Source organism: Mesorhizobium muleiense, from assembly GCF_900099905.1.
Classification (GTDB): Bacteria; Pseudomonadota; Alphaproteobacteria; order Rhizobiales; family Rhizobiaceae; genus Mesorhizobium; species Mesorhizobium muleiense.
Genome location: NZ_FNEE01000006.1, coordinates 181,236 through 194,241, shown reverse-complemented (window position 1 = coordinate 194,241; position 13,006 = coordinate 181,236). Strand labels below are relative to the sequence as shown.

Genomic DNA, 13,006 nt, shown 5'->3' with positions numbered 1-13,006 from the left:
CCTGACCCGCGGGTGTGCAGCGGTTTTGCGATAACGGCATGCATAAAACAACAACCTAAAGCGCGTCGCATTAGGCCGGCCAAACGCGACGCGCTTTAGGAGATGTTTCGATAGGCTTCGGCAATTCCGAGAAAGTCCGCCGCCTTCAGGCTGGCGCCGCCGACCAGCGCGCCGTCGACATTTTTTACGCCCAGCAGTTCGACCGCGTTCGACGGCTTGACCGAGCCGCCATAGAGGATGCGCATCTTTGCCGCTGCGCTGCCAAGCTTTTCCGACAGTTTTTCGCGAATATGCGCATGCGCCTCAGCAACGTCGGCGGCAGTCGGCGTCAGCCCCGTGCCGATCGCCCATACCGGCTCGTAGGCGATGACGGTATTCGATGCCGTTGCATTCGGCGGCACCGAGCCGGCGACCTGGCGCGACAGCACGTCGAGCGTGGCGCCCGCCTCGCGCTCGGCTCTCGTCTCGCCGATGCAGATGATGGCAACCAGCCCGGCGCGCCACGCGGCGGACGCCTTTGCCTGGACAATGGCGTCGTCCTCGTTTTGATCGGCGCGGCGTTCGGAATGGCCGACGATGACGTGACTGGCGCCCGCATCTTTCAGCATCTCGGCCGAAATACAGCCGGTATGGGCGCCGCTCTCCTTGCTGTGGCAATCCTCGCCCCCGGCCCGGACCGGCGTGCGCGACAAGATCTCCGCGGCATGCGCAAGCAGCGTCGCCGGAACGCAGACCAGCGCTTCGGTCTCGGCATCGAGCCCGCTCATGAAGCCGTTGCCGATCATCCTGAGTTCGTTGAGTGAGGCGCTGGTGCCGTTCATTTTCCAGTTGCCAGCGACCAGCGGGCGGATTCCAGGCGTCATGGGATTTGCTTCTCCGGGCAATATTCGGCTGCGTCCTCACTACCAAACTCAGCCCACAAAGCAATCGACAGTGGGCCGGAAGGACGCTATTGCGCTTGTTTCAGACTCGGCGCATGCGAAAATGCGCGAAAAAATCGGAAGTGACCATGCTTGGTATCTTGAGAAGCGCCGCGGGGACCTGGATCGCGAAAGCGCTGCTGATATTGTTGGTGTTGAGCTTCGCCGTCTGGGGCATTTCCGGACAGATGGTCGGTGGTTTTGCAGGCCACGACGCCGTTGTCACGGCCGGCGGCACCAAAGTGTCGATCAACGAGTATCGGCTGGCCTATGACCGGCAGATCAGCGTGATGTCGCAGCAATTCGGCCAGCGCATCAGCCGCGAGCAGGCGACGGCGCTCGGCCTCGACAACCAGGTGCTGGCGCAACTCGTGTCGGGGGCAGTCCTCGATGAGCAGGCCCGCAAGCTCGGGCTTGGGCTGTCCAAGGACCGGCTGGCCCAACTCACGCATGAAGACCCGGCCTTCAAGGGTCCCGGCGGCAACTTCGACAGAAGGACTTTCGAATACATACTGCAGCAGGTCGGCATGCGGCCGGAAGACTATCTCAGGAATCGCGCCCAGGTGGCTGTGCGCCAGCAGATCGTCGAGGCGGTTTCGGACGGCCTCAAGGCCCCGAATACGTTCTTGAGGGCGGTGGCGCTTTATCGTGGCGAAGACCGCACCATCGACTATTTGACCTTGCCGAAATCGCTGGTCGAGCCGATCGAAGCGCCATCCGACACTACGCTTTCGGCCTATTTCGAGGAAAACAAGAAGACCTATGCGGCGCCCGAATACCGCAAATTCTCCTATGTCAGGCTCGAGCCGGAAGACATCATGGATGTGAGTGCCGTGACCGACCAGCAGGTCAGCGACGACTACAACAAGAACAAGGGGCGCTACACCACGGCGGAAACGCGCACGATCGAACAGCTCGTGTTCAAAACGCCCGATGCCGCGAAGGCCGCGCTCGATTCACTCGAGACCGGCGCGACCTTCGACAAACTCGTCGCCGCCGAGGGCAAGACGCAGGCCGACACGCTGCTCGGCACGCTGTCCAAGGACAAGATCGCCGACAAGGCGGTGGCGGATGCGGCCTTTGCGCTCAAGGTCAACGAAGTCAGCCCGGTCGTTCAGGGCGCCTTCGGTCCGGTTCTGCTGCGCGTCACCGAGATCAAGCCCGAAGTGGTGAAGCCGCTGGCCGAAGTGGCCGCCGACATCCGCAAGGACCTGGCGCTCGGCGAGGCAAGCCGCATTCTGCTCGACGTCCATGACAGCTACGAAGATAGCCGCGCTTCGGGCAGCACGCTCAAGGAAGCGGCCGAAAAGCTGAAGCTGAAGGTCGTCACCATCGACGCGATCGATCGCACCGGCCTGAGGCCGGACGGCGCCATCGTCAAGGATCTGCCGGAATCGCCGGATCTCATCAAGGCGGTGTTCGATGCCGAGCCCGGCACCGAGAATCCCGACCTCACCACCGCCAACAACGGCTTCGTGTTCTACGAGGTGGATTCGGTCACGCCGGCCCGCGACCGCACGCTGGACGAAGTCCGCCAAAAGGTGGTGGCCGACTGGACGGCGGCGGAAACGACCAAGCGGCTCACCGCAAAAGCGCAGGAGCTCGAAAAGCGACTCGAGGCCGGCACCACGCTCGACGTGATCGCGAGCGAGCTCAAGCTTGAGAAGCAGACCAAGCGCGGCGTCAAGCGCGGCGCGGACGACGCCGATTTCGGCAAGGAAGGGGCGGCTGCCATGTTCGGCGAAGGCGAAGGCGGGACCGGATTGATCCCCTCGCCCACCGGCGACGGACAGATCCTGTTCAGGATCGCCGAAGTCTTCGAGCCTGCCGGAGCCGACGCCAGCTCGGTGCCGGACGACGCGCAGAAATCGTTCACCGCCGGCATGTCCGACGACCTGCTCGACCAGTTGGTGGCGCAGCTGCAGACGCAATATGACGTTCGCATCGACCAGACCGCCGTTGCCCAAGCCCTGACCAGATGAGCGCGCTCAAGACCCATATCGCCAAGGTCGCCGCCGGCAGCTCGCTTTCCTTCGAGGAAGCGCGCGATGCCTTCGACATCATCATGTCGGGTGACGCTACGCCCGGCCAGATCGGCGGCTTCCTGATGGCGCTGCGCGTGCGCGGCGAGACGGTGAGCGAGATTTCCGGCGCCGTTGCCACCATGCGCGCCATGATGCTGCGCGTCGACGCGCCGGCTGGCGCCATCGACATCGTCGGCACCGGCGGCGACAATTCGCACAGCGTTAACATCTCGACCGCATCCGCCTTCGTCATCGCCGCCTGCGGCGTGCCGGTGGCCAAGCACGGCAACCGCGGACTGTCCTCGCAGACCGGCGCCGCCGACGTGCTGACCGCGCTCGGCGTCAAGCTCGACATCCCGCCGGAAACGATCGGCCGCTGCATCCACGACGCAGGCGTCGGCTTCATGTTCGCGCCGGCGCATCATCCGGCGATGAAGCATGTCGGCCCGATCCGCGTCGAGCTCGGCACCCGCACAATCTTCAACCTGCTTGGCCCGCTCTCCAATCCGGCTGGTGTCGTCAGGCAGATGGTTGGCGTCTTCTTGCCGGAATGGATCATGCCGGTGGCCGAGACGTTGAAGGCACTGGGCGCCGACCACGCCTGGGTCGCCCATGGCGACGGCTATGACGAGATCACCACCACCGGCGAAACCCAGGTCGCCGAACTGGTCGGCGGCGAGATCCGCAGCTTTACGCTGACCCCGGAAGCGGTCGGGCTGAAGCGGCATACCAAGGACGAGTTGCGCGGCGGCGATGCCGCCTACAACGCCCAGGCGCTGCGCGACATGCTGGGCGGCGCTGCCGGCGCCTTTCGCGATACGGTGCTGATGAACGCCGGCGCCGGACTGGTGGTGGCGGGAAAGGCGACGACGCTTGCCGATGGCATGGCGACGGCGGCGCAAGCCATCGACAGCGGCCGGGCGCTAAAGGTGCTTGACCGGCTGGTCGAGATTTCGAACGGATAGCGCCGTGTCTGATATCCTGCGCAAGATCGAAGCCTACAAGCGCGACGAGATCGCGGCGGCGAAGGCGCGGGTGCCGCTTGCCGAAATCAAGGCGCGGGCAAAGGATGCCGACGCACCACGCGGCTTTCTCTCGGTCCTTGAAGCCAAACGCAAATCCGGCAGTTTCGCGCTGATCGCCGAAATCAAGAAGGCGAGCCCGTCCAAGGGCCTGATCCGCGCCGATTTCGATCCGCCGGCGCTGGCCACGGCCTATGCCGAAGGTGGGGCTGCCTGCCTCTCGGTGCTGACCGATGCGCCGTCTTTCCAGGGGGCGCCTGAATTCCTCACCGATGCGCGCAGCGCCGTGACATTGCCGGCTTTGCGCAAGGATTTTCTGTTCGAGCCCTATCAGGTGTTCGAGGCCCGTGCGTGGGGCGCGGACGCCATCCTGATCATCATGGCGAGCGTCGATGACGCCGTGGCCAGGGAACTCGAAACGACGGCGTTCGAGCTCGGCATGGACGCGCTGGTCGAGGTTCATGACGAGGCCGAGACGGAACGCGCGCTGAAACTGTCGTCGCGGCTGATCGGCATCAACAACCGCAATCTGCGGACGTTCGAAACCAGCATCGAGACATCGGAGCGACTCGCGGCGATGGTGCCGGCCGACCGGCTGCTGGTCAGCGAGAGCGGTATTTTCTCGCACCAGGACTGCCGCAGGCTGGAACGGAGCGACATTGGCACTTTCCTCGTCGGCGAGAGCTTGATGCGGCAACAGGACGTGGCCACTGCGACGCACCTGCTTTTGACGGGCAAGGCGCCCGCCAATGCATCTGCCCGAAAATCGGAATCGATGTTCGGAGAGCATGATGCATAGATACAAAGCGTCAGAGTGTACTTTGTGCGTCCAACCGGACGCACGTCGCTCCAGGGTGACCTGACGATGTCGGCCGCCCTCACCCATCTTGGCGCGGAAGGCGAAGCCAATATGGTCGATGTCGGCGACAAGGCGGAGACGACCCGCACGGCAATCGCCGAAGGTCTTGTCTCGATGCGGCCCGAAACGCTGAAAATGATTCTCGACGGCGATGCCAAGAAGGGCGACGTGCTGGGCACGGCGCGCATCGCCGGCATCATGGCGGCCAAGAGGACGCATGAGCTGATCCCGCTCTGCCATCCGCTGCTGTTGACCAAGATATCGGTAGACATCGAACCTGACGCGACGCTGCCCGGCCTGAAGGTCACGGCGCTGGCCCGCGTCACCGGCAAGACCGGCGTCGAGATGGAAGCGCTGACCGCCGTCTCGGTCGCCTGCCTGACCATCTATGATATGGCCAAGGCGGTCGATCGCGGCATGGCGATCTCCGGCATCAGGCTGGTGGAAAAGACCGGCGGCAAATCCGGCGACTACAAGGCGGATGCCCAGAGGGCAGGCCAATAATGGCGCTGATTGCGGTCGCCGAGGCGCTCGAGCACCTGCTTGCGGATGCTGCGCCCTTGCAGGCTGAAAGCGTCGCCCTGATGGATGCCGCCGACCGCGTGCTGGCGGAGCCGCTCATGGCGCTCCGCACCCAGCCGCCATTCAACGCGTCGGCCATGGACGGCTATGCCGTGCGGGCCGACGATGTCGCGTCCGTGCCCGCGAGACTTTCGGTGATCGGCATGGCGCCGGCCGGTCGCGGCTTTACCGGAACAGTCGGCCCGGCGCAGGCCGTGCGCATCTTCACCGGCGCGCCGCTTCCCGCAGGCGCCGACACCATCGTCATCCAGGAGAATGCCCGCGACCTCGGCGGCGGCATGGTCGAAGTGACCGCGCCCACGGTTGAAGGCCGCAACATCCGCCGCCTCGGGCTCGATTTCTCGAAGGGCGACGCGCTGCTGGAGAAAGGCCGCCTGCTTGATCCGGCGGCATTGTCGCTGGCGGCGTCGGCCAACCACCAGCAGGTCCGCGTGGTGAAACGGCCGCTGGTCGCCATCATCGCCACCGGCGACGAATTGCTGCCGCCGGGCAGCGACCTTGGCCCCGACCAGATCATCTCCTCCAATGCCTATGGCGTCGCCGCCGCGGCCCGCTCGGTCGGCGCCAGCGCACTCGATCTCGGCATCGCCCCCGACCGCAAGGAGGCGATCGCCGCGCTGGTGACAAAAGCCGTCGACGCAGGCGCGGACGTCATCGTCACACTGGGCGGCGCCTCGGTCGGGGACCATGACCTCGTCCATGACGTGCTGACCGGCGAAGGCATGGCGCTCGATTTCTGGAAAATCGCCATGCGGCCCGGCAAGCCACTGATGTTCGGGCGGCTGGGCGCCATCCGCTGCATCGGCCTGCCCGGCAATCCGGTGGCCAGCCTGGTCTGCACGCAGCTCTTTCTGAAGCCGCTGCTGGCGCGGCTCGGCGGCCGCGCCTTCCGCCAGGACATGCGTCAGGCGAGGCTCGGCGCCGCCATGCCGGCCAACGATCTCAGGCAGGACTATGTACGCGCGGTGGTGAAGGAAGAAGCCGGCACGCTTGAGGCAACGCCGTTCAGTATCCAGGATTCCTCGATGCTCAGAATGCTGGCCGACGCCAACGGACTGGTCGTGCGCGAGCCATTCGCTCCCGCAGCCGCAGCGGGCGCCGCCTGCAGCGTGCTGATGCTACGCTGAACAAAACGTCAACACATTCATTAAACTTTAAATGGTTGCGGAACACAACTGGAACAGATAGTGTTTGTTCTGGGTTTGTTTTTCTGATTCTGTTGGGGGTCGCGATGCTTACACGCAAACAACTTGAACTGCTGATGTTCATCCACGAGCGGCTGAAGGAAAGCGGCATTCCGCCCTCGTTCGACGAGATGAAGGAAGCGCTCGACCTCGCCTCCAAATCAGGGATCCACCGGCTGATCACGGCGCTGGAGGAACGCGGTTTCATTCGCCGCCTGCCCAACCGCGCCCGCGCGCTGGAGGTGCTGCGCCTGCCCGATTCGATCGCGCCGGGCCTCAATGCGGCGCGCAAATTCTCGCCGAGCGTCATTCAAGGCAGCCTTGGCCAGGGCGGGCTTGGACAGGGCGGCCTCGGACGCCAGATCAAGCCGGCGCCTTCGCGCATGCGTGCTGCCGGCAATGACGACGACGTCGTTGCCACCGTCTCCATACCGGTGATGGGCCGCATCGCTGCCGGTGTGCCGATCGACGCCATCCAGCACCAGACGCATTCGATCTCGGTGCCACCGGACATGATCACCGGCGGCACGCACTACGCGCTGGAGGTCAAGGGTGATTCGATGATCGAGGCCGGCATCTTCGACGGCGACACGGTCATCATCCGCAACGCCGACACCGCCCAGCCTGGCGAGATCATTGTCGCTCTGGTCGACGAGGAGGAAGCGACGCTGAAACGATTCCGCCGCAAAGGTGCCTCGATCGCACTGGAAGCGGCCAATCCGGCCTACGAGACGCGCATCTTCGGGCCGGACCGGGTCAAGGTGCAGGGCAAGCTCGTCGGACTGATCCGGCGTTACTGAACGGCAGGCTTCTTGGGTTTCTCGGCCCTGCGGTATGGCGGCAGGCCCCTCGCCTCGCGCGAAAACCGCCGCTGCTCATGCCAGGGCCTGTATGGCTGTCTGACGGCAAAACGGATTTCTGCGCGCGTCGTCGCCGATAGCGGATCGAAGAAGACGGCGGCACTGCCCATGCGAGCGAGCTGCCGTTTGGTGACGACGAGAACCAGCGGGTTGCGGCAGGGTTTGTAATAGGCTGTGGCATCGTCGATGACGATCAAATCCGCAAAGGCACAGGCCGGCCGCGCGGTTTTACGGTTGTCGGCGAGCGCGATGAGCGCGCCGGACGGGTGCCGGGCCAGGCACAGGCCGGCAGTGCAGGTGAAAGGCGCTCCCGGCGGCAGGTCGGCCGGGTCGGCGATGTCGAACCGCACATCTCCTTTTTCGAATGTCTCGGGCTCGACGATCGTTGTTGAAACCAGCGCATGTTTCCAGTTGTCGGTGGTGAATTCGTTCGAACGCATCCGGTTGACGGCAAGTTCGCCGCCGCCGATCGGCAGCGCCACCAGATGCGCATCCTCCGAGATCAGCACGTCGGGGGTGCGCGTCTCGGAAATCGTCAGCAGGCCGGCGAGCGCAAAGGGAAGTGCCGCAAGCCGCAGCCATGTCGTCGCCATCGTGGCGATGACCAGGGCGACCGTCACCAGCAGGACCGATTGCAACGAAATCAGGCCGACTGCATCGACCGGCGAACGCTCCGAGATCCATCCCGAAATTGCGATCATCGCCGTCAGGCCCTTGCCCATCATGTAGAGGAAAGGGCCGTCGAGGCCGAAAGGCATTGCCAGGGCGCTGAGGACGGCCAGGAACATGACGATCGTGACGATCGGCATGACGGCCAGATTGGCGAACAGGCTGAGCGGAGAGACGCGCTGGAAGTGCCAGATGGCGAAGAGCGCGGTGGCGCTGCCGGCAATGATGGAGGTCATTGCGATGGTGCCTGCCCCGGCGACGAGCTTGCGCGTGACGAAAGCGACCGGTGACCGTCGCTGTCGCGGCGCCTTGGCCTTGTCGGCACGATAGTCGGACCAACCGGCATAGGCGCCCACGAGAGCCGCAGTCGCGGCGAAGGACATCTGGAAGCTTGCGCCGACCACCTCATGCGGCGACACGACGATAACAGCGATGGCCGAAATCGCCAGGTTGCGCATGGTGAGTGCCGCCCGGTCGAACAGCACGGCGACAAGCATTACCGCCAGCATGATGAAGCTGCGTTCAGCCGCGACCACGATACCGGAAAAGATCAGATAGGCAGCGATGGAGACGAGTGCCGCAGCAGCCGCATATTTTTTGACCGGCCGGCGCGACGAAAAGTCGGGAAACAGCGCAAAGGCGCCGCGCAGCAATCCCATGACGGTGCCGGCGACAAGCGCCATGTGCAGGCCGGAAATGGAGATGATGTGGTAGATGCCGGTGCGCCGCATCGATTCGTTTATCTCTTCGGGGATGCCGGCACGCACGCCGACGATCAGCGCAGCGGCAATCTCCCCCTCGGCACCACCGATGCTGTCCCTGATATGGTCGGCGATGGTTTCGCGCGCCTTCTCGATCGACGAAGAAAGGCGTGCGGTTAACGGTGCATCTTCGGAGACGACGATCTTTGGACTGCCGAGGAAAAAGCCACTGGCACCGATACCGGCGAAATAGCTGTCAAAGGAGAAGTCAAAGCTGTCCGGTCTGACCGGGCCAGTCGGAGGCAGAAGCCTCACATAGCCGGTTGCCACCGAGCCTGCGGTCATCTCAGCGGGAATCTTGCGTGCCGATACCCTGACACGTTCGGGTGCATAACGCAGTGTCGGCCGGGCGGTCGACATCACGTCTATGGTCAGCCTGATCCGGCCGTTCGCCATCTGGTCGAGCCTGACGACACGGCCGGTCAGCCGGGTCTGGATTTCCGAACCGAGCATCTTCGTTCCGGCGCGCCAGGTTTCCACCTTGGCGGCGAGCACACCAAGCGCGCACAGCAACGCTGCCATGAAGCACAGATGCGTTTTGCGGCGTGAGCGCGTGACGGCCGCACACAATGCCGTGAGGACCACGACGGCGATGGGCTGGGCAAAGTTCGGTTCGACGGCAAGCGAAAAATAGACGATCACCCCGCATGCCAGAAAAACCGGCACCAGCAGGAAGGCGACGCCGCGGTCGAGTTCCAGGCCGGCTGCCGAGGCCACGCTGTTGCGGACACCGGATGGTGAAAGACGGCTGAGCTGTCGGCGAAAACGAATGACAGGGCCGGGTGCTGCAGCCGGTATCGGCGCCGAGCGATCCGGCGAAAGAGGCTGGATGCCCGGCGGCGACGCAGGCAGCGAAACGGGTAGCGGCTCGGCGTGAGGAACGTCGGCGAACAGCGATCGTTCGCTGACGCTTGCGTTCGCGCCCTCGCTCTCGTCCACGCCGCGGCCTGGTCCAGCCATAGGGTTCGCCCCTTGCGCCCTTGACCTCCTATGCTACATGAACGCGCAACGCGCGAAAGTCCGCGCAGCCACATCCGTTTCCTGCGCTTGCCCCGAGAGTTCCATGTCCGACAAGGTCGTCACCCGTTTTGCCCCTTCGCCCACCGGATTCCTGCATATTGGCGGGGCGCGCACGGCGCTGTTCAACTGGCTGTATGCGAAACACACCGGCGGCAGGATGCTGCTGCGCATCGAGGACACCGATCGCGAGCGTTCGACCGATGCGGCAACCGCTGCCATCCTCGATGGGCTCTCCTGGCTCGGCCTCACCTGGGACGGCGAGCCGGTATCGCAGTTCGAGCGCTCGCCGCGCCACCGCGCGGTTGCCGAGGAGCTGGTGCGCCTCGGCAAAGCCTATTACTGCTATGCGGCGCCGGCTGAGCTGGAGGCGATGCGCGAGAGTGCGCGGGCCAAGGGCTTGCCTCCCCGCTATGACGGCCGCTGGCGTGACCGCGACCCGTCAGAGGCGCCGGTTGGCGCCAGGGGCGCGATCCGCATCAAGGCGCCGGCCGAAGGCGAGACGGTGGTGCATGACCGCGTGCAGGGCGAAGTCCGCTTCCCCAACAAGGACCTCGACGATTTCATCATCCTGCGCTCGGACGGCAACCCGACCTATATGCATGCCGTCGTCGTCGACGACCACGACATGGGCATCACCCACATCATCCGCGGCGACGACCATCTGACCAATGCCGCCCGCCAGATGGTGATCTATCGAGCCTTGGGCTGGGAGGTGCCGTCAATGGCGCATATCCCGCTGATCCATGGCGCCGACGGCGCCAAGCTGTCGAAGCGGCACGGCGCCCTCGGCGTCGAAGCCTATCGCGCCATGGGCTATCTGCCCGAGGCACTGCTCAACTACCTGGCGCGGCTCGGCTGGAGCCACGGCGACGACGAGGTCATGTCGATCGCCGACATGATTGCGTGGTTCGACATCGGCGATGTCAACAAGGGGGCCGCCCGCTTCGACTTCGCCAAGCTCGAGGCGCTGAACGGCGTGCATATGCGGCGCATGAACGACGCCGAATTGCTCGATATCTTCATCAACACCTTGCCCTATCTCGAAGGCGGCCCGGCGATCGCAGCGCGCCTCGACAACACACGCAAGGCGCAGTTGCTGGCCGCCCTGCCCGGCTTGAAGGAGCGCGCCAAGACGCTGGTCGAGTTGGTTGACGGTGCCGCCTTCCTGTTTGCCGAGCGGCCGCTGCCGATCGACGAGAAGGCGGCGGCGCTGCTCGGCGGTGAGGCGCGCGAGATCCTGCGGGGCGCCCATGCGGCGCTGAAGGCGATTTCAGGGGATTGGACGGCCGCAGCGGCCGAAGCGGCGATCCGCCAATATGCGCTCGCCGGCGGCCATAAGCTTGGCGCTGTGGCCCAACCTCTGCGCGCCGCGCTCACCGGCAAGAGCACCTCGCCCGGCGTGTTCGACCTGCTTGCCGTGCTTGGCCGCGAGGAAAGCCTGGCGCGCGTCGCGGATCAAATCGATTAGCAAAACTGGCCCAAGAAGATTGGCATTGAAAGGTGGGTTTCGCAGTGCAACATTAGGTCTTGGCCCAATTTGGCACGCATCCAATTGCGGGCGCAAACGCGCGAACTCCGATACTTTCGACGTGTTGCGTTGCAGAAATTTTGCCTTTGCCGACATGAGAAAACAAAAAGGAGTTTGCAATGTCCGAAGCTGCGACAAAAATGGAATTTGGCGGCAAAACCCACGCGTCGACCGCGAAACTTGAATTCGGCGGCAAAACCCACGAACTCAAGGTGCGAAGCGGCTCGGTCGGACCTGACGTCATCGATATCGGCGCGCTTTACAGCACCACCGGGGCCTTCACCTACGATCCCGGCTTCACCTCGACGGCAAGTTGCGAGTCGGAAATCACCTTCATCGATGGCGATGCCGGCATCCTTTTGCATCGCGGTTATCCGATCGACCAGTTGGCCGAGCACGGCGACTTCCTCGAAGTCTGTTATCTCCTGCTCTACGGCGAACTGCCGACTAAGGCGCAGAAGGACGATTTCGACTACCGGGTGACGCGCCACACCATGGTGCACGAGCAGATGTCGCGCTTCTTCACCGGCTTTCGCCGCGACGCCCACCCGATGGCGGTGATGTGTGGCGTGGTCGGTGCGCTGTCAGCTTTCTATCACGATTCCACCGACATCTCGGACCCCTACCAGCGCATGGTCGCATCGATGCGGCTGATCGCCAAGATGCCGACGATCGCGGCGATGGCTTACAAATACCACATCGGCCAGCCCTTCATTTACCCGAAGAACGAGCTGAATTTCGCGGCCAACTTCCTGCATATGTGCTTTGCCGTGCCGTGCGAGGAATACAAGATCAACCCGGTGCTGGCCCGTGCGATGGAGCGCATCTTCATCCTGCACGCCGATCACGAGCAGAACGCCTCGACCTCGACCGTTCGCCTCGCCGGCTCGTCCGGCGCCAATCCGTTCGCCTGCATCGCCGCCGGCATCGCCTGCCTGTGGGGACCGGCCCATGGCGGCGCCAACGAGGCAGCCTTGAACATGCTGGGCGAGATCGGCCAAGTCGACCACATCCCGGAATTTATCGCCCGCGCCAAGGATAAGAACGATCCGTTCCGATTGATGGGCTTTGGCCATCGCGTCTACAAAAACTACGATCCGCGCGCCAAGATCATGCAGAAGACCGCACATGAGGTTTTGGGCGAACTCGGCATCAAGGACGATCCGCTGCTCGACATCGCCATGGAACTGGAAAGGATCGCTCTGACCGATTCCTATTTCATCGAGAAGAAGCTTTATCCGAACGTCGATTTCTACTCCGGCATCACGCTGAAGGCGCTGGGCTTCCCCACCACCATGTTCACCGTGCTGTTCGCGGTCGCCCGCACCGTCGGCTGGATCGCGCAGTGGAAGGAGATGATCGAGGATCCGCACCAGAAGATAGGCCGCCCGCGCCAGCTCTATACAGGTGCGCCGGAACGCGACTACGTGCCGATTGCTAAACGGTGAATAGTGAATAGTGAATAGTGAATAGTGAATAGTGAATAGTGAATAGTGAATAGTGAAGCAGGGTCTCTTTGTGGCCTGTGGTCAAGCACGATTTTGACCATTCACCATTCACCATTCACTATTCACCAC

General features: G+C 63.8%; 10 protein-coding genes. 8 read left to right on the top strand and 2 right to left on the bottom strand.

What is annotated here, in order from left to right; all coding sequences use genetic code 11:
• Nucleotides 1-95: 95 nt before the first annotated feature.
• A complete protein-coding gene (gene tpiA, locus BLT09_RS13885) occupies nt 96-863 on the bottom strand; it encodes a triose-phosphate isomerase (RefSeq protein ID WP_091593810.1) in 768 nt (255 codons plus the stop codon).
• 146 nt (nt 864-1,009) lie between these two features.
• Between tpiA and BLT09_RS13880 the strand changes: the two genes are divergently transcribed.
• The 6 genes from BLT09_RS13880 (at nt 1,010) to lexA (ending at nt 7,391) form a co-directional block, all read left to right on the top strand.
• Complete coding sequence (locus BLT09_RS13880) at nt 1,010-2,902, top strand: SurA N-terminal domain-containing protein (protein WP_091594047.1); 1,893 nt, start codon at nt 1,010-1,012, stop codon at nt 2,900-2,902.
• Nucleotides 2,899-3,909 carry an anthranilate phosphoribosyltransferase gene (gene trpD / locus BLT09_RS13875; protein WP_091593807.1) on the top strand — a complete coding sequence of 337 codons (1,011 nt, stop codon included), beginning with the start codon at nt 2,899-2,901 and terminating at the stop codon, nt 3,907-3,909. The genes BLT09_RS13880 and trpD overlap by 4 nt, the downstream gene beginning before the upstream one ends.
• A 4-nt stretch (nt 3,910-3,913) precedes the next feature.
• Nucleotides 3,914-4,765, top strand: coding sequence for an indole-3-glycerol phosphate synthase TrpC (gene trpC, locus BLT09_RS13870; RefSeq protein ID WP_091593804.1), 852 nt, complete (start codon nt 3,914-3,916; stop codon nt 4,763-4,765).
• Nucleotides 4,766-4,831: 66 nt separating this feature from the next.
• Complete coding sequence (moaC, locus tag BLT09_RS13865) at nt 4,832-5,329, top strand: cyclic pyranopterin monophosphate synthase MoaC (RefSeq protein WP_091594045.1); 498 nt, start codon at nt 4,832-4,834, stop codon at nt 5,327-5,329.
• Complete coding sequence (locus tag BLT09_RS13860) at nt 5,329-6,534, top strand: molybdopterin molybdotransferase MoeA (protein ID WP_091593802.1); 1,206 nt, start codon at nt 5,329-5,331, stop codon at nt 6,532-6,534. Before moaC ends, BLT09_RS13860 begins: the two co-directional genes overlap by 1 nt.
• 104 nt (nt 6,535-6,638) lie before the next feature.
• Nucleotides 6,639-7,391, top strand: a complete 753-nt coding sequence (gene lexA / locus BLT09_RS13855) for a transcriptional repressor LexA (protein WP_091593801.1) — start codon at nt 6,639-6,641, stop codon at nt 7,389-7,391.
• Here lexA and BLT09_RS13850 read toward each other — a convergent pair.
• A complete protein-coding gene (locus tag BLT09_RS13850; RefSeq protein ID WP_091593799.1) occupies nt 7,385-9,841 on the bottom strand; it encodes a ComEC/Rec2 family competence protein in 2,457 nt (818 codons plus the stop codon). The genes lexA and BLT09_RS13850 overlap by 7 nt on opposite strands.
• 103 nt (nt 9,842-9,944) lie before the next feature.
• Here BLT09_RS13850 and gltX point away from each other — a divergent pair, with 103 nt between their 5' ends.
• Together gltX and gltA are read left to right on the top strand one after the other, a co-directional pair.
• Nucleotides 9,945-11,369: a glutamate--tRNA ligase gene (gltX, locus tag BLT09_RS13845; RefSeq protein ID WP_091593797.1), complete on the top strand. Its 1,425-nt coding sequence runs from the start codon at nt 9,945-9,947 to the stop codon at nt 11,367-11,369.
• A 179-nt stretch (nt 11,370-11,548) separates the two neighbouring features.
• Entirely contained in the window at nt 11,549-12,877 is a 1,329-nt protein-coding gene (gltA, locus tag BLT09_RS13840; RefSeq protein WP_031255684.1) for a citrate synthase, read from the top strand.
• The last annotated feature ends 129 nt before the right edge of the window (nt 12,878-13,006 follow it).

Bases quoted from the DNA above. Each gene is read 5' to 3' on its own strand.
- tpiA (WP_091593810.1), bottom strand. From the start codon at position 863: ATGACGCCTGGAATCCGCCCGCTGGTCGCTGGCAACTGGAAAATGAAC.
- trpD (WP_091593807.1), top strand. From the start codon at position 2,899: ATGAGCGCGCTCAAGACCCATATCGCCAAGGTCGCCGCCGGCAGCTCG.
- BLT09_RS13860 (WP_091593802.1), top strand. From the start codon at position 5,329: ATGGCGCTGATTGCGGTCGCCGAGGCGCTCGAGCACCTGCTTGCGGAT.
- BLT09_RS13880 (WP_091594047.1), top strand. From the start codon at position 1,010: ATGCTTGGTATCTTGAGAAGCGCCGCGGGGACCTGGATCGCGAAAGCG.
- gltA (WP_031255684.1), top strand. From the start codon at position 11,549: ATGTCCGAAGCTGCGACAAAAATGGAATTTGGCGGCAAAACCCACGCG.
- lexA (WP_091593801.1), top strand. From the start codon at position 6,639: ATGCTTACACGCAAACAACTTGAACTGCTGATGTTCATCCACGAGCGG.
- BLT09_RS13850 (WP_091593799.1), bottom strand. From the start codon at position 9,841: ATGGCTGGACCAGGCCGCGGCGTGGACGAGAGCGAGGGCGCGAACGCA.
- moaC (WP_091594045.1), top strand. From the start codon at position 4,832: ATGTCGGCCGCCCTCACCCATCTTGGCGCGGAAGGCGAAGCCAATATG.
- gltX (WP_091593797.1), top strand. From the start codon at position 9,945: ATGTCCGACAAGGTCGTCACCCGTTTTGCCCCTTCGCCCACCGGATTC.